Annotated in this window: 17 protein-coding genes; 5 read left to right on the top strand and 12 right to left on the bottom strand. The window is 50.5% G+C overall.

What is annotated here, in order from left to right; all coding sequences use genetic code 11:
- Nucleotides 1–13: 13 nt before the first annotated feature.
- The 7 genes from OGY72_RS04130 to OGY72_RS04100 form a co-directional block, all read right to left on the bottom strand.
- On the bottom strand, nucleotides 14–2,278 hold the full coding sequence (locus OGY72_RS04130; protein ID WP_286546953.1) for a ComEC family protein: 2,265 nt from the start codon (nucleotides 2,276–2,278) through the stop codon (nucleotides 14–16).
- Nucleotides 2,279–2,484: 206 nt separating this feature from the next.
- On the bottom strand, nucleotides 2,485–2,769 hold the full coding sequence (ihfB, locus tag OGY72_RS04125; RefSeq protein ID WP_003035780.1) for an integration host factor subunit beta: 285 nt from the start codon (nucleotides 2,767–2,769) through the stop codon (nucleotides 2,485–2,487).
- Nucleotides 2,770–2,928: 159 nt separating this feature from the next.
- Nucleotides 2,929–4,602, bottom strand: coding sequence for a 30S ribosomal protein S1 (gene rpsA / locus OGY72_RS04120; RefSeq protein ID WP_003035776.1), 1,674 nt, complete (start codon nucleotides 4,600–4,602; stop codon nucleotides 2,929–2,931).
- A gap of 113 nt (nucleotides 4,603–4,715) precedes the next feature.
- Nucleotides 4,716–5,399, bottom strand: a complete 684-nt coding sequence (gene cmk, locus OGY72_RS04115) for a (d)CMP kinase (RefSeq protein ID WP_003831921.1) — start codon at nucleotides 5,397–5,399, stop codon at nucleotides 4,716–4,718.
- A gap of 171 nt (nucleotides 5,400–5,570) precedes the next feature.
- Complete coding sequence (gene aroA, locus OGY72_RS04110) at nucleotides 5,571–6,854, bottom strand: 3-phosphoshikimate 1-carboxyvinyltransferase (RefSeq protein ID WP_126318672.1); 1,284 nt, start codon at nucleotides 6,852–6,854, stop codon at nucleotides 5,571–5,573.
- Between the two features lie 69 nt (nucleotides 6,855–6,923).
- Nucleotides 6,924–8,012, bottom strand: a complete 1,089-nt coding sequence (serC, locus tag OGY72_RS04105) for a 3-phosphoserine/phosphohydroxythreonine transaminase (protein WP_032942886.1) — start codon at nucleotides 8,010–8,012, stop codon at nucleotides 6,924–6,926.
- A gap of 212 nt (nucleotides 8,013–8,224) precedes the next feature.
- Entirely contained in the window at nucleotides 8,225–8,917 is a 693-nt protein-coding gene (locus OGY72_RS04100; protein WP_286546949.1) for a DUF421 domain-containing protein, read from the bottom strand.
- A gap of 136 nt (nucleotides 8,918–9,053) precedes the next feature.
- Here OGY72_RS04100 and ycaO point away from each other — a divergent pair, with 136 nt between their 5' ends.
- From ycaO to pflA, 4 genes are all read left to right on the top strand, one after another.
- Entirely contained in the window at nucleotides 9,054–10,814 is a 1,761-nt protein-coding gene (ycaO, locus tag OGY72_RS04095; protein WP_020996515.1) for a 30S ribosomal protein S12 methylthiotransferase accessory factor YcaO, read from the top strand.
- Nucleotides 10,815–11,218: 404 nt separating this feature from the next.
- Complete coding sequence (gene focA, locus OGY72_RS04090) at nucleotides 11,219–12,076, top strand: formate transporter FocA (protein ID WP_003831909.1); 858 nt, start codon at nucleotides 11,219–11,221, stop codon at nucleotides 12,074–12,076.
- 59 nt (nucleotides 12,077–12,135) lie between these two features.
- Nucleotides 12,136–14,418: a formate C-acetyltransferase gene (gene pflB / locus OGY72_RS04085; RefSeq protein ID WP_003035753.1), complete on the top strand. Its 2,283-nt coding sequence runs from the start codon at nucleotides 12,136–12,138 to the stop codon at nucleotides 14,416–14,418.
- Between the two features lie 310 nt (nucleotides 14,419–14,728).
- Entirely contained in the window at nucleotides 14,729–15,469 is a 741-nt protein-coding gene (gene pflA, locus OGY72_RS04080) for a pyruvate formate lyase 1-activating protein (protein ID WP_003035751.1), read from the top strand.
- A 118-nt stretch (nucleotides 15,470–15,587) separates the two neighbouring features.
- Here pflA and OGY72_RS04075 read toward each other — a convergent pair whose 3' ends face one another.
- Complete coding sequence (locus OGY72_RS04075) at nucleotides 15,588–17,009, bottom strand: amino acid permease (RefSeq protein ID WP_003035749.1); 1,422 nt, start codon at nucleotides 17,007–17,009, stop codon at nucleotides 15,588–15,590.
- Nucleotides 17,010–17,222: 213 nt separating this feature from the next.
- Nucleotides 17,223–18,371, bottom strand: coding sequence for an MFS transporter (locus tag OGY72_RS04070; protein ID WP_286546943.1), 1,149 nt, complete (start codon nucleotides 18,369–18,371; stop codon nucleotides 17,223–17,225).
- A 385-nt stretch (nucleotides 18,372–18,756) separates the two neighbouring features.
- On the opposite strand from OGY72_RS04070, the gene ycaC reads away from it, so the two are divergent.
- The gene (gene ycaC, locus OGY72_RS04065) at nucleotides 18,757–19,383 is read left to right on the top strand and encodes an isochorismate family cysteine hydrolase YcaC (RefSeq protein WP_257661536.1); all 627 of its coding nucleotides are present in this window, start codon (nucleotides 18,757–18,759) and stop codon (nucleotides 19,381–19,383) included.
- A 110-nt stretch (nucleotides 19,384–19,493) separates the two neighbouring features.
- Here ycaC and OGY72_RS04060 read toward each other — a convergent pair whose 3' ends face one another.
- Genes OGY72_RS04060 through dmsA form a run of 3 tightly spaced genes read right to left on the bottom strand, consistent with a single transcriptional unit; the run spans nucleotide 19,494 to nucleotide 23,431 of the window.
- Complete coding sequence (locus OGY72_RS04060) at nucleotides 19,494–20,357, bottom strand: dimethyl sulfoxide reductase anchor subunit family protein (protein ID WP_286546940.1); 864 nt, start codon at nucleotides 20,355–20,357, stop codon at nucleotides 19,494–19,496.
- Between the two features lies 1 nt (nucleotide 20,358).
- Nucleotides 20,359–20,976, bottom strand: coding sequence for a dimethylsulfoxide reductase iron-sulfur subunit DmsB (gene dmsB / locus OGY72_RS04055; RefSeq protein ID WP_003831905.1), 618 nt, complete (start codon nucleotides 20,974–20,976; stop codon nucleotides 20,359–20,361).
- Nucleotides 20,977–20,986: 10 nt separating this feature from the next.
- Entirely contained in the window at nucleotides 20,987–23,431 is a 2,445-nt protein-coding gene (dmsA, locus tag OGY72_RS04050) for a dimethylsulfoxide reductase subunit A (RefSeq protein WP_286546938.1), read from the bottom strand.
- Nucleotides 23,432–23,586 lie beyond the last annotated feature (155 nt).

The following is a 23,586-nucleotide window of genomic DNA, read 5'->3' as shown; positions in this document are numbered from 1 at the left end:
ATAGCCGCATATTCTACCCGTTATCCTCCGACACGCCAAACCACTGATGATACCAACGAGGTAAAATCTGATCCCGCATGCTGCGTATGCGCCAGTTTTTTTGATAAAAATCCAGCGTAATCTGTCCCTGATGGGGGGTATCCAGCCATTGATAATTTTGTTGCCGATAACGTTGCTTCACTTTCCAGGACGGCAGACGCCAGGCGTTGTAACGGGATGCAGAGGCGAGTGCGACCTGCCCGTCAACCCGCTGAATGAGTGCCAGTGATGATGAAGTATTGCTGCCATGATGTGGAACCTGCATCACCGTCGACTGAAGGTGCTGCCAATAGTGACTTAGCATTTTTTGTTCAGCAGGAGATTCGATATCGCCGGTCAGCAGAATACTCTGATATCCGTCATCGACCTTAACCACACAGGAGTGGTTATTCCCCTGGTCTGTATTTCCACGCACAGGCCAGTGCGCACTGAAGGTTAACCCTTGCCATTGCCAATGCTCTCCGCGAAAACACGGGAGATGACCTTTCCAGCTCAGCGGACTTCTTACCCATAGCGACGGCCAGGCTTGTTGTAAGGAGTGCAACCCGCCGCGGTGATCCATGTGCTCATGGCTTAAAATAATTCCTTCTGGCTCCAGATTATGCCAACGCAACCAGGGAATAATCAGATGTTGTGCGCTATCGCCTTCAGGCCATGCCAGACCGGTATCGTAAAGCAGCGCTTTCCCATTTCGCGCAATCACCATCGCCAGCCCCTGCCCGACATCCAGCATATGCACTTGCCACACATCAGTACGCGGTGCACGCCAAAGCGGCCCACTCAGCAAAAGGAGCACAGAGAAACAGACCACCGGTAGCGTACGCAAGATATTTAGTCGCCATGCGATAATCATCATTCCGGGTAAAAATGCGAGCCATTGCCAGCGTGCATCAATATTGATCCACCCTTCAGGCAGACTTCTGAGCCCCCAAAATAGCAGCGCCAGAGAACGATCCGCCAGATACCACAGGCTTGATTCAACCATCACCGTCCCGGCTAAATGCATGATCATGCCTGCTAATATCAAGGGTACGGAAACAAACGTGACCAAAGGGACGGCAAACAAATTAGCCAGAAACGAGGTCAGACTAAAACCGTGAAACATTGCGATTTGCACGGGAAGAAGCAGAAGCGTAATACCCAATTGCAGATGAGTCAGCGCCAGAAATTGACGTCCAGCACGCGACAGCGGCCAGTCCGGGAGCGGTACCCATTGGTACCAGAACAGCAGTGCCGCAACGGCGGATGCAGACAACCATAGGCTTTGCGAAAGAACGGCAACCGGATCCACCACCAGAATGGCTGCCAGACAGCAGATCCAGACCGACCATCCACTCCACTGCCTGCCGCTAAGTCTTAGCGCCCCCCAGACTAGCAGCGCAACAACCGTTCGTAATGCAGGGGGTTGCAGCCCCGTCAGCCAGGCATAAAATGTGGCGCAGACAATCCCACCCACTAATGGAACCTGCCAGTAAATCCATCTGGCAGGCATAAAAAATTGTCCCGCACGAATTATTCCGGCAGCCAGAAGTGCAGCAAACGCAATATGCAGCCCGGAGATAGCCATCAAATGAGCCGTGCCGGTATCACGCATAATCGTTTTCACCTCTTGTGACACGGACAAGCGCTCCCCCATTCCCAGACCCAGTATGACCTGCTGCCAGGGATAGTCACCGAGTGCCGTTTTAAGCGAGGCGAGATACCGCGAACGCAAACTGCATTGTGGTGTGATAACCGAAGCCTGCAAGAATCGTCCCGTCAGCGGTTGATGCTGCGCCAATGCGTAACGCTGGCTATCAAATCCGCCTTCGTTTAATTGACCGTGTACAGCGCGGACTTTCAACGTCATCGCCCATGTCTGACCCGCACAAACATCACCGGGTAAATACTGCCCGTACAAGACGATTCCTTGCGCAGGAAAGATTCGTTTCCCCTGAAGGTGAGTGATCTGGCCGTAGTGCGTTGTCATATTGTCAGTTCCGGTTATCCGCACAATGGCTTGCTGGGTTTTCGCAGGCAGCGTATTACCTGCCCACATAGCCTCTTCCGCGGCCAGGATTCCCCAAAGAAAAAACAGCAGGGTTAGTCCGGCGGAACGCATATATTTGTAGGGGAGAAAACAGAGCAGACATGCCAGACAAAATACAATGCCGATACACAACATGCCTGGCAGCATGGGTAATAGCATGAGTGGGAGGATACCGAGTAATGCGCAGGTACTCACCGTTGTTATTTTCATCAATCACCTCCCTGTTACAGGGAGTGTGCAGTACTCTTCGACGGTTGTCTGGCATCAATTTATCGTTATACGGCCTGAGTTCCGCAGACATTTAGTGATGGTTGTAACGTACAAATTAACTGGGATGAGGATTCCAGGATAGGTGGACAGAAATGAAAAAAGCACCCATTTGGGTGCTTTTCTCGGCGTTAAGTCTCGCTAAAAACTTAACCGTAAATATTGGCGCGATCGCGCAATTCTTTACCTGGTTTAAAGTGCGGAACGTATTTCCCTTCCAGATCCACTTTATCGCCGGTCTTCGGATTACGTCCGGTACGTGGTGCGCGGTAATGCAAAGAGAAGCTGCCGAAACCGCGGATTTCAATACGCTCGCCCTGCGCAAGAGTCGAGGCCATATGTTCCAGCATCTCTTTAACTGCATCTTCAACCGCTTTCGCGGGAATATGAGGTTGCTGGGTTGCAAGTCTTTCAATCAATTCTGACTTGGTCATGATTCCTCCGGTTCCTTAAAGGCATAATTAGCTGCTGCATTGATTAAGGGCGGCCGTAGCCGCCCTTTGTCATTGATTACAGGACGAATCCTGTAATCTGTCAAGCTACTCGTCACCCTTTGTGCCGTTAACAGCACAAAGGATTTAGAGCACTCGATATTACTCGCCTTTAGCTGCTTTGAAAGCTTCAGCCATTGCGTTGTTAGAGAAGTTAGCATCTTCCTGTTTGTTAACAGTTGCGATTGCATCTTTCTCATCAGCTTCGTCTTTAGCACGAACAGACAGGCTGATTGCACGGTTCTTACGATCAACGCCGGTGAATTTAGCTTCAACGTCGTCGCCTACGCTCAGAACCAGAGTTGCATCTTCAACGCGGTCACGTGAAGCTTCAGAAGCGCGCAGGTAACCTTCAACGCCGTCAGCCAGTTCTACGGTTGCGCCTTTAGCGTCAACTGCAGTGACTTTACCGTTTACGATTGCGCCTTTCTTGTTCAGTGCAACCCAGTTGTTGAACGGATCTTCTGCGAGCTGTTTAACGCCCAGAGAGATACGCTCACGCTCTGCGTCAACCTGCAGAACAACTGCTGCGATTTCGTCGCCTTTTTTGTATTCACGAACTGCTTCTTCGCCTGCAACGTTCCAGGAGATGTCAGACAGGTGAACCAGGCCGTCGATGCCGCCGTCCAGGCCGATGAAGATACCGAAGTCAGTGATAGACTTGATTTTACCTTCAACACGGTCACCCTTGTTGTGGGTTTCCGCGAACTGCTGCCATGGGTTGTTTTTGCACTGCTTCAGACCCAGGGAGATACGACGACGTTCTTCGTCGATATCCAGAACCATAACTTCCACTACATCGCCAACGTTAACAACTTTGGACGGGTGGATGTTTTTGTTGGTCCAATCCATTTCGGAAACGTGAACCAGGCCTTCAACGCCTTCTTCGATTTCAACGAAGCAGCCGTAGTCGGTCAGGTTGGTCACGCGACCAGTCAGTTTGGTACCTTCCGGATAACGCTTAGCGATAGCTACCCATGGATCTTCGCCCAGCTGTTTCAGGCCCAGAGATACACGAGTACGCTCGCGGTCGAACTTCAGCACTTTAACAGTGATTTCGTCGCCAACGTTTACGATTTCGCTCGGATGCTTAACGCGTTTCCATGCCATGTCGGTGATGTGCAGCAGGCCGTCAACGCCACCCAGATCAACGAATGCACCGTAGTCAGTGAGGTTCTTAACGATACCTTTAACTTCCATGCCTTCCTGCAGGTTTTCCAGCAGCTGATCGCGTTCTGCGCTGTTTTCGGATTCGATAACGGCACGACGGGAAACAACAACGTTGTTACGCTTCTGATCCAGCTTGATTACTTTGAATTCAAGCTCTTTGCCTTCCAGGTGCAGCGTGTCGCGGACCGGACGAACGTCTACCAGGGAACCCGGCAGGAACGCGCGAATACCATTCAGCTCAACAGTGAAGCCACCCTTGACTTTGCCATTGATAACACCAGTAACGGTTGCAGCTTCTTCGTAAGCTTTTTCCAGCGTGATCCAAGCTTCGTGACGTTTAGCTTTTTCACGGGACAGCAGGGTTTCACCGAAGCCGTCTTCTACTGCATCCAGAGCAACGTCAACTTCGTCACCAACCTGGATTTCCAGCTCGCCCTGGGCGTTTTTGAACTGCTCTGCCGGAATGGCGGACTCAGATTTCAGACCAGCGTCAACCAGTACTACGTCTTTGTCGATAGCAACAACAACACCACGAACGATGGAACCCGGACGGGTTTCGATTTCTTTTAAGGATTCTTCAAACAGTTGAGCAAAAGATTCAGTCATGTTTAATCTTCAGGTTTCATATTTAACGTCCACCTGGCTCCATGCCGGATGGGGTTGTTTAACATACCCGCTGTCAATCCATTGCAACGGGGGTACTGCAAATTCGGTCGCACTTAAGCGAGAGCCAGTTTTTGGCGCGCGTATTGTAACGCTTTTTCAATCACTTGCTCAATGCTTAATCGGGTTGAATCCAAAACTAAAGCATCAGCAGCGGGAACCAGCGGCGCTACAGCACGATTACGATCGCGATAATCGCGTTCTTCGATCTCGGCCAAAAGGCGTTCAAAGTTAACACTAAAGCCCTTCTCCTGCAACTGTAGCATACGTCTATGCGCACGTTCTTGCGAGGAGGCGTCCAGAAAAATTTTCACCGGCGCATCCGGGAACACCACGGTGCCCATATCACGTCCATCAGCAATCAGACCTGGGGATTCGCGAAATGCGCGTTGACGACGTAATAACGCTTCACGCACGCGGGGAAACGCCGCAACCTGAGAGGCGGCATTCGCTACTTCCTGAGTACGTATTTCACCGCTGACATCTTCACCTTCAAGAATGACTTCCAGGTTGCCGTCTGTTGAGATAAAACGCACATCAAGGTGTGAGGCAAGCGGTACCAGAGCATCTTCAGATGTGACATCAACATGGTGATGTAACGCTGCGAGCGCCAGTACGCGGTAGATCGCGCCTGAATCTAACAGATGCCACTGCAATGCTTCCGCCATTGCCTTGCACAAGGTGCCTTTACCTGCACCACTTGGGCCATCAATGGTAATAACCGGGGCAATTGCCGTCATCTTTTTCTCCTTAAAAGGGCGTACATTAACGTGAACGCCGCGCATTATACGCGCCAACGCCAACGATCGTTATCTTTGTGTGAAAAATGCAGAATCATTGAAGCTGAGTGTAGAATAAATAGGCAACCGGAGATGTCAGAATGTGCCGCACCCGAAAGTGCGGCAATAAAATCAGGCAGATGTACTAATACGAGCCAGCTGTTCGAAATAATCCGGGAAGGTTTTGGCGGTACATTTTGGGTCAAGAATGGTCACCGGCGTGTCAGACAGCGCCACCAGCGAGAAACACATCGCCATGCGGTGATCGTTGTAGGTCGCGATGTCCGCAAATTGCAATGTTGCAGGCGGGGTGATGCGGATAAAGTCATGCCCCTCTTCCACTTCCGCGCCCACTTTGCGTAACTCCGTCGCCATCGCGAACAGGCGATCGGTCTCTTTGACACGCCAGTTATAGATGTTACGTAAAGTCGTGGTGCCTTTCGCAAACAGCGCCGCCGTTGCAATGGTCATCGCCGCGTCAGGAATATGGTTCATATCCATATCCACTGCGTTCAACTCGCCGTGAGTACAGGCAATAAAATCGTCGCCCCATGTAATGGTCGCACCCATTTTTTCCAGTACATCGGCAAAACGAATATCACCCTGCATGCTGTTGCGGCCAATCCCGGTAACTTTTACTGTACCGCCTTTAATAGCACCCGCCGCGAGGAAATAGGAAGCGGAAGAAGCATCGCCTTCAACCAGGTATGCACCCGGTGACTGATACTGCTGCTGCCCCTTCACAACAAAGCGCTGGTAGTTTTGATTTTCAATTTCAACACCAAACGTTTTCATCAGGTTCAGTGTGATATCAATGTAGGGTTTGGATACCAGGTCACCTTTAATTGCGATCGTCGTATCCTGCGGCGCCAGCGGCGCAGTCATCAGCAGCGCAGTGAGGAACTGGCTGGAAACGCTACCGTCTACCTCAACCTGGCCTCCGGTAAAGCCACCGCGCAGACGTAAAGGTGGGTAGTTTTCCTGCTCCAGATAGTCAATTTGGGCTCCGCCCTGGCGCAGCGCATCAACCAGATGGCCGATCGGGCGCTCTTTCATGCGCGGTTCGCCCGTCAGCACGATGTCATTGCTACCCAGACATAGCGCTGCAGCCAGCGGGCGCATTGCGGTTCCGGCATTGCCAAGGAACAGCTCAACTGCACCTTCTGCGTGCAACGCACCGCCATTGCCAATAATCTCGCAGCGGGTGCGATCGGCAGAAAGGGTATAGCTAATCCCTAACGCATTCAGAGCATTGAGCATATGGCGAACATCATCGCTGTCCAGCAGATTGGTCAGGACAGTGGTGCCATTGGCTAATGCAGCCAGCAGCAAAGCGCGGTTAGAAACACTTTTGGATCCAGGCAGATTGATGGTGCCATCCACCCGCGCAATGGGTTGTAACGTCAGGGATTCCATGAAACTCGACTCTCAAAAACAGACATAAAAACCCCACAGACGAGCTGTGGGGATGAAAAGTACAGCAGATTAGCCGCGGCGGCGTTCGAAATCGACCATGAAATCGGTCAGTGCTTTAACACCTTCAAGCGGCATGGCATTGTAGATGGACGCACGCATACCGCCGACTACACGATGCCCTTTCAGCGCGTGCAGGCCCGCAGCAAAAGACTCTTCCAGGAACAGTTTATCCAATGCGCTGTCAGCCAGCTGGAACGGTACGTTCATGCGTGAACGGTTGGATTTCGCCACATCGTTACGGTAGAAATCGCTGTTATCGATTACGCCGTAGAGCAATTCCGCTTTTTGCTGGTTAATTTTATCCATCGCATTAACACCGCCCTGCTTTTTCAGCCATTTAAAGACCAGGCCAGACAGATACCAGGCAAAGGTTGGCGGCGTATTGAACATGGAATCGTTGTCATTCAGCACGGTATAGTCGAGGATTGACGGGCATGAGACATGAGCTTTACCCAGCAAATCTTCACGGACGATGACAATCGTCAGGCCGGCCGGGCCGATATTTTTCTGTGCCCCAGCATAAATTACGCCATAACGGCTAACGTCAAGCGGTGCGGAAAGAATGGTAGAGGACAGATCCGCCGTGACCACAACGTTGCTGGCAAAATTCGGCGTTTCATCGATCGCAATGCCATCGATGGTTTCGTTCGGGCAATAGTGCAGGTATGCCGCGTTATCAGAAAGTTGCCATTCACTCATCGGCTTAACAGCACGCAGGCCGTCCACGGTGACTTTGGCATCAATAACGTTTGGCGTGCAGTATTTTTTCGCTTCTTTAATTGCGCTGGCGGCCCAATAACCGGCATCGACGTAATCCGCGGTGGTTTTATCGCCCAGAATATTTAACGGTATACCCGCGAATTGCCCACGACCACCACCATGGCAGAACAACACTTTATAGTTGGAGGGGATGCTGAGAAGATCGCGAAAATCCTGCTCCGCTTCCTCTGCGACCTGGATGAACTCTTTGCCACGGTGGCTAATTTCCATCACTGACGTGCCAAGACCGTTCCAGTCACAAAGATCCTGTTGAGCCAGTTTAAGTACTTCTGCCGGTAACATTGCCGGACCTGAACTAAAATTGAAGACCTGAGCCATTTCCCCTCACCACGTTGTGTTGTTGTCCAATCAACATCCTGTCATTGACGATAATCCGGTGACAGACATTGGTATAAGTTATTCCTGTGGATATCGGTTTTATCATTCAGTGACACGCGCCGCAATGGGTAAAACTGGCAAGGGTAAAAATGTGTCATCGGTCACACAACAGAATCTATCGGATTGACGGGTAAAAACCGAGATTTTTGCTGTCAGGTAACCCGTTTTGCCCGACTGGCCTTCGACCATTCTGGATTTGCACAGCGCGGACATAATTGATGATCTCCGGCGCTCATTTGCACCACTTCGCTGCAACGTATGCAGGCATAGTCCCCTGCTTCAGGTATTACTTTAAATCGTTGCGTAAAACGTTTAGGCAGAATACTGAGCCCCGGCTTTACGTCTTCATCAGCAAAGAAGTAGACGCTGATTTGCCCATTCGTCTCCAGAATAGCCAGTTTCACTTGTCCCAATTGCTCCACGCCGTTCAAACGCAGTTCCATAAAGAATTCAAATTCCGTCATATTGGCGCAATTGAGCTTTGACCATGCCAGCTCGCCGTCTTCAATGATCACGACGGGTTTGCCCTCCAGCAGGTCCTCCATTTTTTCACTATGTGCCATTAGCCACATTACCAGCCGATACAGCACAGCAAGAGTAATAAAGACCACCAGCACCGGCAGCATCGGAACATCGTCATAAAACGCCACGTCTCCCGCGGCGGAACCCAGCGTAAGGATGATAAGGACTTCAAAAAGCGACATCTGGCGTACGCCACGACGTCCGGTGATTTTTAAAAACAGAAAAACCAATATAAAGGTGTAAAGGCTGCGTAGCGCAACTTCCCCCAGAAAATCCATGGGCACCTTATCAAGCGCCATACGGTGTAAATCGAAAGCTTTCATTAATATGCTCTAAACGTGATTGGCTGTAAGAAAGCATAGCCAATGCTTTTATTTACGCATGGGCTCCGGCGACGATAGCGCCGTTCATTGAAAACCCGTATCATTGCGCGCTTTCCGTACGACAAAAGTGATTTTCATGACGCAAACATTTATCCCCGGCAAAGATGCCGCTCTGGAAGACTCCATCGCTCGCTTCCAGCAAAAATTGCTCGACCTCGGTTTTCAAATTGAAGAAGCTTCGTGGCTGAATCCCGTCCCTAACGTCTGGTCTGTACATATTCGCGACAAAGAATGCGCGCTGTGCTTCACCAACGGTAAAGGCGCGACAAAAAAAGCGGCGCTGGCTTCTGCGCTGGGTGAATACTTTGAGCGTCTGTCGACTAACTACTTCTTTGCAGATTTCTGGCTGGGCGAAACTATCGCCAATGGCCCGTTCGTGCATTATCCGAACGAAAAATGGTTCCCGCTGACTGAAGAAGACGATGTTCCAGAAGGTTTACTGGATGCGCGTCTGCGTGCGTTTTACGATCCAGATAACGAACTGACCGGCAGCATGCTTATCGATCTACAGTCTGGTAATGAAGAACGTGGCGTCTGCGGCCTGCCGTTTACCCGCCAATCTGATAACCAGACCGTCTACATTCCGATGAATATTATCGGCAACCTGTATGTTTCTAACGGCATGTCTGCGGGTAACACACCTAACGAAGCTCGCGTTCAGGGCCTGTCTGAAGTCTTTGAGCGCCATGTGAAGAACCGTATTATCGCCGAAAGCATCAGCCTGCCGGAAATCCCGGCCGAGGTGATGGCGCGCTATCCGGCAGTGGTGGAGTCCATCGCCACACTTGAAGCGGAAGGTTTCCCAATTTTTGCCTACGATGGCTCGCTGGGCGGCAAGTATCCGGTGATTTGCGTTGTCCTGTTCAACCCGGCCAACGGTACCTGCTTTGCCTCCTTCGGCGCACACCCGGATTTCGGCGTTGCGCTGGAGCGTACCGTGACTGAACTGCTGCAGGGCCGTGGTCTGAAGGATCTTGATGTCTTCACCCCACCGACCTTCGACGATGAGGAAGTGGCAGAACATACCAACCTTGAAACTCACTTCATCGATTCCAGCGGTCTGATCTCCTGGGATCTGTTCAAGCAGGATGCCGACTATCCGTTCGTTGACTGGAATTTCTCTGGCACCACGGAAGAAGAGTTCGCCACCCTGATGGCCATCTTCAATGCTGAAGATAAAGAAGTGTATATCGCTGACTATGAGCACCTGGGCGTTTACGCGTGCCGCATTATTGTTCCGGGAATGTCTGACATCTATCCGGCAGAAGATCTGTGGTTAGCCAACAACGCTATGGGCACCCATCTGCGTGACACCATTCTCTCGCTGCCAGGCAGTGAGTGGGATAAAGAAGACTACCTCAATCTGATTGAACAGTTGGATGAAGAAGGTTTTGACGACTTCACCCGCGTGCGCGAGCTGCTCGGTCTGGCGACCGGTGCGGATAACGGTTGGTACACCCTGCGTATTGGCGAGCTTAAAGTGATGCTGGCGCTGGCCGGTGGCGATCTGGAGCAAGCCCTAGTGTGGACCGAATGGACGATGGAATTTAACGCCTCCGTCTTTAGCGCGGAACGTGCAAACTACTATCGCTGCCTGCAAACATTGTTGCTGCTGTCTCAGGAAGAAGACCGTCAGCCGCTGCAGTATCTGAACGCATTCGTCCGCATGTACGGCGCTGAGGCGGTTGAAGCGGCAAGTGCGGCACTGAGTGGTGAAGCGCCGTTTTATGGACTTCAGCCAGTAGACAGCGATCTGCACGCATTCCCGGCACATCAGTCTCTGCTGAAAGCCTATGAGAAATTGCAACGCGCGAAAGCGGCACACTGGTCAAAATAGTGACAAACAACTTGCCTCGAGTAGGCTAAATGTATTGTCTGAGCTATATTACGGGGCGCTTAAAGCGCCCCGTTTTTTATTTTGGTCAAACCAAAAAATAAATGTAAAGACAAGGTTAAATATTAGTAGTTGATATTATAAAAATTAGCTTATTAATGTGGTTTTTTATCTCAATTACTCCATTTTAATTAACCGTCCCATAGGAGGCTGAAAGAAAAAATTCAACTCACTTTATAATTTTTAAAATTTATTTTTATATGGATAATCAACATGTTACACCGTAATCGCATAAAAACCATGCGTCTTACGGGCCTATAAGCCAGGCGAGATATGATCTATATCAAATTCTCATCTATAATGCTTTGTTAGTATCTCGTCGCCGACTTAATAAAGAGAGAGTTAGTGTGAAAGCTGACAACCCTTTTGATCTTATTCTACCTGCTGCAATGGCCAAAGTTGCCGAAGAAGCAGGCGTCTATAAAGCAACGAAACATCCGCTTAAGACGTTCTATCTGGCAATTACTGCCGGTGTATTCATTTCAATTGCCTTTGTTTTCTATATCACCGCCACAACCGGCACTGGTACTATGCCTTTCGGCATGGCGAAATTAGTAGGTGGTATCTGCTTTTCCCTGGGGCTGATCCTTTGTGTTGTCTGCGGTGCAGACCTCTTCACTTCAACCGTACTGATCGTCGTTGCTAAAGCCAGTGGTCGTATTACCTGGGGTCAGTTAGCGAAAAACTGGCTTAACGTTTATGTCGGCAACCTGATTGGCGCCCTGATCTTTGTGTTACTCATGTGGCTTTCTGGCGAGTATATGACCGCCAACGGCGCATGGGGGCTCAACGTTCTGCAAACAGCCGACCACAAAGTGCACCATACTTTTGTTGAGGCAGTGAGCCTTGGTATCCTGGCTAACCTGATGGTGTGTCTGGCCGTATGGATGAGCTACTCGGGCCGCAGCCTGATGGACAAAGCGTTTATCATGGTATTACCGGTCGCAATGTTTGTTGCCAGCGGTTTTGAGCACAGTATCGCAAACATGTTTATGATCCCTATGGGTATTGTAATACGCGATTTCGCCACCCCGGAATTCTGGACCGCAGTTGGGTCTTCTCCGGAGAATTTTTCTCACCTGACCGTGATGAATTTCATCACCGATAACCTGATTCCGGTTACGATCGGTAACATTATCGGCGGCGGTTTGTTGGTCGGGTTGACATACTGGGTCATTTATCTGCGTGGTAACGATCATCATTAATCTGTTGATGCCCATTACACGCAGTAAATAAAAAATCCACTTAAGAAGGTAGGTGTTACATGTCCGAGCTTAATGAAAAGTTAGCCACAGCCTGGGAAGGTTTTACCAAAGGTGATTGGCAGAATGAAGTAAACGTACGTGACTTCATTCAGAAAAACTACACTCCGTATGAGGGTGACGAGTCCTTCCTGGCTGGCGCAACTGATGCGACCACTGCACTGTGGGACAGCGTGATGGAAGGCGTTAAACAGGAAAACCGCACTCACGCGCCTGTTGACTTTGACACCTCCGTTGCTTCTACCATCACTTCTCACGACGCTGGCTACATCAACAAAGCGCTCGAGAAGATTGTTGGTCTGCAGACTGAAGCTCCGCTGAAACGTGCGATCATTCCGTTTGGCGGCATCAAAATGGTTGAAGGTTCCTGCAAAGCGTACAATCGCGAACTGGACCCGATGCTGAAAAAAATCTTCACCGAATACCGCAAAACCCACAACCAGGGCGTATTCGATGTTTACACCAAAGACATTCTGAACTGCCGTAAATCCGGTGTTCTGACTGGTCTGCCAGATGCGTATGGCCGTGGCCGTATCATCGGTGACTACCGTCGCGTTGCGCTGTACGGTATCGACTACCTGATGAAAGACAAATACGCTCAGTTCGTCTCTCTGCAGTCCGATCTGGAAAACGGCGTAAACCTGGAAGCAACTATCCGTCTGCGTGAAGAAATCGCTGAACAGCACCGCGCTCTGGGTCAGATCAAAGAAATGGCTGCTAAATATGGCTGCGATATCTCTGGTCCGGCTACCAACGCTCAGGAAGCTATCCAGTGGACTTACTTCGGCTACCTGGCCGCAGTTAAATCTCAGAACGGTGCAGCAATGTCCTTCGGTCGCGTATCCACCTTCCTGGATGCTTACATCGAACGTGACCTGAAAGCAGGCAAAATCACCGAGCAAGACGCACAGGAAATGATCGACCACCTGGTCATGAAACTGCGTATGGTTCGCTTCCTGCGTACTCCTGAATATGATGAACTGTTCTCCGGTGACCCGATTTGGGCAACTGAATCAATCGGTGGTATGGGCGTTGATGGCCGTACTCTGGTTACCAAAAACAGCTTCCGCTTCCTGAACACCCTGTACACCATGGGTCCTTCTCCGGAGCCGAACATCACTGTTCTGTGGTCTGAAAAACTGCCTCTGAACTTCAAGAAATTCGCCGCTAAAGTGTCCATCGACACCTCTTCTCTGCAGTACGAGAACGATGACCTGATGCGTCCGGACTTCAACAACGACGACTACGCTATCGCTTGCTGCGTAAGCCCGATGGTTGTTGGTAAACAAATGCAGTTCTTCGGTGCGCGTGCAAACCTGGCGAAAACCATGCTGTACGCAATCAACGGTGGCGTTGATGAAAAACTGAAAATGCAGGTTGGTCCTAAATCTGAACCGATCAAAGGCGACGTTCTGAACTTCGACGAAGTTATGGACCGCATGGATCACTTCATGGATTGGCTGGCTAAACAGTACGTCACCGCGCTGAACGTTATCCACTACATGCACGACAAGTACAGCTACGAAGCCTCTCTGATGGCGCTGCACGACCGTGACGTTATCCGCACCATGGCGTGTGGTATCGCTGGTCTGTCCGTTGCTGCTGACTCCCTGTCTGCAATCAAATATGCGAAAGTTAAACCGATTCGTGACGAAGACGGTCTGGCTATCGACTTCGAAATCGAAGGCGAATACCCGCAGTTTGGTAACAACGACTCTCGCGTTGATGACATGGCGGTTGACCTGGTAGAACGTTTCATGAAGAAAATTCAGAAACTGACTACTTATCGTAACGCTATCCCGACTCAGTCTGTTCTGACCATCACCTCTAACGTGGTTTATGGTAAGAAAACTGGTAATACCCCAGATGGTCGTCGTGCTGGCGCGCCGTTCGGACCGGGTGCTAACCCAATGCACGGTCGTGACCAGAAAGGTGCTGTTGCCTCTCTGACCTCCGTTGCTAAACTGCCGTTTGCTTACGCTAAAGATGGTATTTCTTACACCTTCTCTATCGTTCCGAACGCTCTGGGTAAAGACGACGAAGTTCGTAAGACCAACCTGGCTGGTCTGATGGATGGTTACTTCCATCACGAAGCGTCCATCGAAGGTGGTCAGCACCTGAACGTGAACGTCATGAACCGCGAAATGCTGCTGGATGCGATGGAACATCCGGAAAAATATCCGCAGCTGACCATCCGTGTTTCTGGCTACGCAGTACGTTTTAACTCCCTGACTAAAGAACAGCAGCAGGACGTTATTACTCGTACCTTCACTCAGACCATGTAATTGGTTTTGACTGAAATCGTACTTTAAAAAGCGTACAATAAAGGCTCCACGTAAGTGGGGCCTTTTTAATAGCCTGCTTTGTCAGCTATCTATACTTATATACTCGATGGATTTCGAGGTGCATTGAGGCGGCAACGGAGTGAATCCCCTGGAGCGTACAGAAGTAGGTGACTGGGGTGAGCGAAGGAAGCTAACAAAGATGCAGCTTGAAAGACGAAAAGTATGGATAGCAGCCAAAACAGACTCGACACAGTTAATAACTGTGCACTAACACTGGCCCCGGATGGGCCACACCTGGAGAAACACCGCAATGTCAGTTATTGGTCGCATTCACTCCTTTGAATCCTGTGGCACTGTTGATGGCCCGGGCATCCGCTTTATTACCTTCTTTCAGGGCTGCCTGATGCGCTGCCTGTATTGCCATAACCGTGACACGTGGGATACACACGGCGGTAAAGAAGTCACCGTCGACGAATTAATGAAAGAGGTGGTGACCTATCGCCACTTTATGAACGCATCCGGCGGCGGCGTGACGGCGTCTGGCGGCGAAGCTATCCTGCAAGCTGAATTCGTACGTGACTGGTTCCGCGCTTGTAAAAAAGAAGGTATTCATACCTGTCTGGATACCAACGGTTTTGTTCGCCGCTACGATCCGGTGATCGATGAGTTGCTGGAAGTCACCGACCTGGTCATGCTCGATCTCAAACAGATGAACGATGAAATCCATCAGAATCTGGTCGGCGTATCTAACCATCGCACGCTGGAGTTCGCGCGTTACCTGTCAAACAAAGACATCAAAGTGTGGATCCGCTATGTTGTCGTACCTGGCTGGTCTGATGACGATGACTCCGCACACCGCCTCGGCGAATTTACCCGCGATATGGGTAACGTTGAAAAAATCGAGCTGCTGCCTTACCACGAGCTGGGCAAACACAAATGGGTGGCAATGGGCGAAGAGTACAAACTGGATGGCGTCAAACCACCGAAGAAAGAGACCATGGAGCGCGTGAAGGGCATTCTCGAGCAATATGGACATAAAGTGATGTATTGAGTTTTAGCCACCACCAAACGGCTGCCCTGAACGGCAGCCGTTTTGCTATCTAAGCGACAATATTTGAGTCGAAGGCGCGGTTAACAGGAGAAAGCGACGCTATCTCCTGCCCTCGTCTTTAGCGCCCTCTTCTCGCCAGTAGCGGGAAAATCAATCCCAGTCCAACCAGCACAAATGGCGTCACGATATTCAGCGTGAGCTGGAATGTCCACTCAGGGGTAAAGGCTTCCATTTTCGGGAAGATCCCGGTCAGACAGGCAAATGCGGTAAAGGCAAAGCACCAGATCCCCACGGTCATCGCAAGCGAGCGGTTGCGAATAAAGACATATTCCGATTTATATTTTTGCGCCAGGCGAATAACGGCAATGAACGCCACAAACACCCATAAATAACGCAATGGCATCACGACAGAGTTAAGATTCAATAGCCATTTATACAGGTTGTTCATGTCGCCAATTCCCAGTGTTGGCAACATAATCAGAATCGCCACCAGCACCAGCGTCAGAATATAACCATTGACTGGCGTACCGGAAGCGTTGGTTTTACACAGGCTCTCGGGAATATATTTACGATCAGCATCACCCAGAAGAACTTTAAGCGGTGCATCAATAGAAAATACCAATGCCGCAATCTGTCCCAGCGTATTGGCAATCGCGTAAATAACCATCAGCGAATTACCCATACCATAATACTCACCCAATTTCTGGAAGGCGTAATATTGACCATTCGTCATCAGGTCATCTGGAATATGCCGGGAGTCAAACATCATTCCCATAGCCAGCGACCCGAGAATCGCGCATACCGCTACCATAACAGCCAGAACGAGCATCCCTTTTGGAAATTCTTTGCCCGGATTACGTGTCTGATTAACGTATGGCGAAATTTTCTCCGCACCGCCCACGGCAAAGACCAGCATGGAGATCGTAGTAATGTAGGTAAAATCGATGTGCGGGATAAACGATTCCCAGGTGATATTGGTTGTCGCTATTTGCACATCCGTAATTGCAGGCGCGGTTACCGCCATCACGACATACAAAATGGACATCACAAACATCGCGATGCCAGCAACTGACCCAACAATTTTCAGTGACTTCATGCCACGGGACGCAACCCACATGAAAAAGACAAACAGCGCCAGCGTCAGTCCCTGCAACGCCACGACGGTGTACTCTTTAATCAACGAACCATCGCCCTTCAGCGCCCATCCCAGCGCAATCAGAATAGCCTGCGGTTTTTGCGCCAGATAAGGTATATGCACAACCCAATAGGTCCAGGCAGCAAGATAGGCCAACCCTGGCCCCATGGTATGTTTAATCCAGGTACTGACGCCGCCTTTACCCTCTTTAAAGGTTGAGCCAAGCTGCCCGACGATCAACGCATAAGGAATAAAATAGAGCGCGAAAATAAATATCCAGGAGGAGACAACAACCAATCCCTGATTAGCATAGTTGTTGACGACGTTACCAAAACCCCAGACGGTAATAAATGACATCAATGCAATGTTGTACCATCGCAATTGTTTTTCCTGCACACCAGCCATACGCAATCCTTTGTGGAAGCTTTTTGATTATCAATATATGAGGCGTGGGATTATGCGCGGTAAAATGAGCGAGCGGAAACGGCAGGATGTAAAACTATAACCTTCTGCACACTTTATTTTCAGGACAGACGTGTGCAATTAAATAATGCAGGTTCCCATAAAGCATACATAAACAGTATGTATGGGAACCTGTTCATATTCTGTTAAATCAGGTCAAATGTGCGCAATAGAATTAGGCGTATGGCCCGTCTTACGCAACAGCATCAGTAAATAAATAAACGATACGCTAGCGATCATGATAAACAGCAAGCTATCTGAATAATTCTGCATCAGCATCGCAGTAAATGAAGGTCCCAGCAGGCTGCCCACGGTATAGCTCAATAACAATGCCTGATTCATGGCGACCAGCTGATGATGTTCCACCTTTTCACAGGCCCAGGCCATCGCGACCGGGTAGAGGGTAAAGCCTGCCGCACCCAACATAAACAACGCGGGCGCCATCGCCGCCTGGTTCAGGATGGCGATACTCCCGACGATCACCACGAAGACCTGGACGCGTAAAACCAGCAGACGTCCCAGCTTGTCCGCCAGACGGCCAATCGGCCATTGACCCAGAATACCGGCACTTACCAGGACCGCCATCCAGAAACCAATGCTGGCGTTGCTCACCCCCTGATGGTTGAGATACAGCGGCATCAGGCCATACAAAGACCCCAGCACGATCCCGGAAATAATGCAGCCATTAACGCCCAGGCGCGCCTGACGCAACCTCAGCATGGAGACAATAGGCGTAGACTGCTGTTCATCGCCCTGCTGATTAGCAATGCGCGTAAAGAGCAGTGGCAAAACACCCGCCAGGATAGTACCCGTCACCCACGGCAGGACGTTCATCAATTCTGTTGATACTTTACTAACCAGCAGTTGGCCTAAAAACGTTCCCACATAATAGATCATCATATAGGCGGCAAGTAACCGTCCGCGATTACGGGACGTCCCGCTGCACATCAGCGCGCTTTCCACGACCACCCAGATCATGGCGCAGCCAACACCGGCGATAAAACGCCATGTCATCCAGCTCCAGAATCCCACCATAATCCCCAGCCCGACACAGCCCGCGGCGAAAATAAGCGAGGCGATGTAATAGCTGCGATTAAAACCAAGGTGTTTTATTAAATAACCTGTCAGCAACGTCCCTACCAGATTACCGGTAAAGTAAGACGAGCTCACCACGCCTACCTGCCAGGTGGGCAGATTTTCATGGGCGAGCCAAAGCGGGACGAGCGTGTTTAACACGGCGATCGCCAGGGTCAACAGAAGTAGCCCGCACAGCAATAGCATGACGGGACGGGTATAGGTGGACATGAATAAAAACCGTGAGGAAGTTCAAATTTCATGCGCATCATGCCACTGCTAAAAACATTGTCAATCGGCGGAATCAGAGGGCTGAGGCGCTTTCTGGTCGTTCGATTTGCATTACTGATTCTTAATGTGAATAGATAAAAAATACAAAAACACATCTGCTTGTTTTTATTGATCTAAAACAAAAATCTCTCGTTACGTTCAGTCGAAAAATTTCATGGACTCCCCTTACTTTTATTTCTTACTAAACTCTATGCGGGATGCTGAGCTGCATTGTCTTCAAAATAGAACAGTGAGTTCCTATTTATCTATCTAATCCAAATATCGTTCTTTTCGTAGACTTAAACTCATCAAATTTCCCCCACTGATACTGAACAGGAGAAATACCATGACTAAACCTTACGTAAGACTTGATAAAGACAATGCGGCAGTACTGCTGGTCGACCATCAGGCTGGCCTGCTCTCTCTGGTTCGGGATATCGATCCCGATAAATTTAAAAACAACGTGCTTGCGCTCGGTGACTTAGCAAAATACTTCAACCTCCCAACCATTCTGACAACCAGTTTTGAGACAGGACCAAACGGACCGCTGGTACCGGAACTGAAAGCTCAATTTCCCGATGCGCCCTACATTGCTCGCCCAGGAAACATTAACGCATGGGATAACGAAGATTTCGTGAAAGCAGTAAAAGCGACCGGCAAAAAGCAGCTGATTATCGCTGGTGTCGTGACGGAAGTTTGCGTCGCTTTCCCAGCGCTCTCGGCTATTGAAGAAGGTTTTGACGTCTTTGTTGTCACCGATGCTTCAGGCACGTTTAATGAAATTACCCGCAATTCAGCATGGGATCGGATGTCTCAAGCAGGCGCTCAATTGATGACATGGTTCGGAGTAGCATGCGAACTGCACCGCGACTGGCGCAACGATATCGAAGGTCTGGCGACGTTGTTCTCTAATCACATTCCGGATTATCGCAATCTGATGACCAGCTATGACACGTTAACTAAGCAGAAGTAAAGACTGGGGCAAAACCCTGACCTGACATGTAGCCGGATAGCGCGCAGCTTTAAGGCCTACGGATATTGTAGGCTTGATAAAGCACGAGCCGCCATCCGGCATATTATGGATTAACTCGCCACCGCCATACCGACGGTCATATGCAGCCCGTAGAACACGCCACGACCAATCAGCTCGCCGACTAACAGCAGAATAAACGCGACAGAAAGCAACGGAACGGCAGGCTGGTAACCCTTCACTTGCGGTACTATCCAGCAGCATAGCGCTAAGGCCAGTGCCACAATCCGCCACGCCATCAGCGAACCGTAATCCGGAACCAGCGCAGAGGCCTGTTGAATCGAACTGTGGATTGTCGCCAATTCAGTCCCCTGCATTACCGACATGATGGCGCTCACGACCAGAGCAAGCACTGATATAGCCGGCAGCAGACGCATCGCCCAACCATCCACGCCAGCAATTCTCAGTAACAGATATCCCAGCAGCGGACCGCCCATAAACATCGTCAGGAAGAAGCCCAGCGGTGTCCAGACGCTGTACCAGGTCGGTACGGTATCGATGGTGTTATACACGCGCACCATCATCCAGACAAAAACCACACCCAGCACCATGGTGACAACTAACCACAGATTGCGTAATGCGGGCGACATTTTCTTCAACATAGCCAGCAGCCAGCCGATACCGCCAACGGCAAAGAAGAGTGAGCCGCTGGCAATTTCGTTACTCAACGCAGATGACCCAACGCGATTGAGTGAGTTAAAGGCGCGCATCGGTGAGCCCAAATGGAGCATGGAAGCAATAAATCCAATGCCCATTAATATCCACAGCCCAAACATGCAGGTAATTACGCGTTGCTGCGATTCTGGGCGTAAGCCCCCTTTCATCAACGCCAGCGCCAGAACGATAAAACCGCCAACCACACACTGCCCGAAGACCGTGAAGATCATCAGCGGCCATTCATGCCATCCACTTCCCATCTTACACCTCCTTCGGATTAGCCAGATAACCTGTGGTATCGCCGGTCGGGCGGCTATTGGCGTTAGGTTTGATAACAATGCTCGGTTTGGTAAAGTGCGCGCCCGGCAATGGCGCAACCGCAGCCAAAGTACCGTGTTTTTTGCGCAGTTCATCAATTGGGCCAAAATCCAGCGCACGCAGTGGACAGGACTCGACGCAAATAGGTTTCTTACCTTCAGCGACGCGCTCATGGCAACCATCGCATTTGGTCATATGTCCTTTGTCAGCATTATACTGTGGTGCGCCGTAAGGACAGGCCATGTGGCAATAGCGACAGCCGATGCACACATCTTCATCGACAACGACAAAGCCATCTTCACGTTTGTGCATCGCACCGCTCGGACACACTTTGGTACAGGCCGGGTCTTCACAGTGGTTACACGCAATGGAGAGGTAATAGGCAAAGACGTTCTGATGCCAGACGCCGTTGTCTTCCTGCCAGTCACCGCCCGCGTACTCATAAATGCGGCGAAAGCTGACTTCAGGGGTTAAATTTTTGAAATCTTTGCACGCCAGTTCGCAGGTTTTGCAACCGGTGCAACGGCTGGAATCAATAAAAAATCCATACTGGGTTGTCATCGGTTACTCCTTACACCTTTTCAACCTGAACAAGGTTCGTGTGTGATGGGTTCCCCTTCGCGAGAGGAGACGGACGCTGGGTCGTCAGGACGTTAATACAACCGCCCTGGTCCACGCGTTTTGCGTCCGGGTCATACCACGCCCCTTCGCCCAATGCCACCACGCCAGGCATCATACGCGGCGTTACTTTCGCCTCGATGTGCACTTCACCACGATCGTTAAAGATGCGCACCTTGTCGCCGTTGTTAATGCCGCGTCGCTGTGCATCCATCGGGTTGATCCACATTTCCTGACGGCAGGATGCTTTCAGAACATCCACGTTGCCATAGGTCGAGTGGACGCGAGACTTATAGTGGAAGCCGGTCAACTGCAGAGGGAATTTCTCCACCAGCGGATCGTCTAAGCTCTCAAAGCCTGGGGTATAAATCGGCAGTGGATCAATCACATCACCTTCCGGCAGTTCCCAGGTTGACGCGATCTCGGCAAGCTGCTGCGAATAAATTTCGATCTTACCTGACGGCGTGGTCAGCGGATTGGCGTTAGGATCCTCACGGAACGCCTTGTAGGCCACGTGATGTCCCTGTGGGTCGCGCTGTTTAAAGATCCCCTGCTTGCGGAATTCTTCAAACGTTGGCAGTTCAGGAATGGCTTTTCGCGACTGCTCGTACAGATGACGCATCCACTCTTCCTGAGTACGACCTTCTGTAAACTGCTGCTCAACACCAAGGCGTTTCGCCAGCTCACTGGTCATCTGGTAGATAGTCTTGCATTCGAAGCGTGGTTTGATCGCCTGATCGGTGAAAATCACATACGACATATTTCCGCAGGAGGCATCCAGTGCGAAGTCCATCTGCTCCGAAGCGGTGCAGTCCGGCAGCAAAATATCCGCGTATTTCGCCGAGGAGGTCATATGACAGTCGATGACAACGATCATCTCGCACTTCTTATCATCCTGTAGGATTTCATGTGTGCGGTTGATATCAGAGTGCTGGTTAATCAGACAGTTACCGGCATAGTTCCAGATCATCTTAATCGGAACATCGAGTTTATCTTTACCACGAACACCGTCACGCAGCGCCGTCATCTCCGGACCTCGCTCAATGGCGTCCGTCCACATAAACATAGAGATGCTGGTTTCGACTGGGTTTTCCAGCGTAGGCATACGTTCAAACGGCAAACTGTATGAGCCCTCACGCGCCCCACTGTTGCCGCCGTTAATCCCAACGTTACCGGTAAGGATTGCCAGCATAGAAATGGCACGGGTCGCTATTTCACCGTTAGCATGGCGCTGCGGTCCCCACCCCTGACTGATATATGCCGGTTTAGCGCTACCGATTTCACGGGCCAGTTTGACGATTCGTTCAGCAGGAATACCGGTAATTTGCGCTGCCCATTCCGGGGTCTTGGCGATACCGTCTTTGCCCTGCCCAAGAATATACGCCTTATAGTGACCGTTTTTCGGTGCGTCGGCCGGTAAGGTTTTCTCGTCGTAACCCACGCAGTATTTATCAAGGAACGGTTGATCAACCATGTTTTCGGTGATCAGCACATACGCCAGACCATTCACCAATGCCGCATCGGTACCTGGGCGGATCGGGATCCACTCATCTTCACGACCCGCGCCGGTATCCGTGTAGCGAGGATCGATAATGATCATGCGGGCATTGGATTTCTGTCGCGCCTGTTCAAGGTAATAGGTTACCCCACCCCCGCTCATACGGGTTTCACCTGGGTTATTCCCGAACAGAACCACCAGCTTGCTGTTTTCAATGTCGGACGGGCTGTTACCGTCTGCCCAGCCGCCGTAGGTGTAGTTCAACCCGGCAGCGATTTGCGCTGAAGAGTAGTCACCGTAGTGGTTCAGGTAGCCGCCACAGCAGTTCATCAGACGTGCTACCAGCGTTTTGCCTGGCGGCCAGGAGCGTGTCAGGGTGCCGCCCAGCGTACCTGTGCCGTAGTTCAGGTAGATAGACTCGTTGCCGTAGTCTTTGATAAGACGCTGCATATTGCTGGCAATGATGTCGTAGGCTTCATCCCAGCTGATGCGCTCAAATTTCCCTTCGCCACGTTTACCGACGCGTTTCATCGGGTATTTCAGACGGTCGGGATTATAAACGCGACGACGCATGGAGCGACCACGCAGACAGGCGCGTACCTGGTGCAAGCCGTCATAGTTGTCATCACCGGTGTTGTCGGTTTCAACATACTTTATTTCACCGTCTACCACGTGCATACGCAGAGGACAGCGGCTACCACAGTTCACCGTACACGCGCTCCATATGACTTTCTCATTGGCCTGTGTCGGATTAAGGGCTTCTGCAGCATTTGCAATACGGGTAAATGGCAGGGTAAACGCGCTACTGGCCACCGCCAGTCCGCCTATCGCCGTCGTTTTCACCAAACCTCGGCGACTAACCTCAGCTGCCAGCATGGCATCGGGGATCTTAGTTTTCATAGTGGCTCACTCTGCTGCTCACAATAAACAAAAGAGAAATACTCGTTATGTAGATTTTTATATAGCGTATATGTCGATATACAGTCTGGTAGATACCGAATTTGCGAAAAGACAGAGATAAATACTGACTTTCATTCGAAGGCAGTATTACTCCT

It is taken from the genome of Citrobacter sp. Cpo221, assembly GCF_030332345.1.
GTDB classification, from domain to species: Bacteria; Pseudomonadota; Gammaproteobacteria; order Enterobacterales; family Enterobacteriaceae; genus Citrobacter; species Citrobacter portucalensis.
This window is presented reverse-complemented; position numbering and strand designations above follow the sequence as displayed.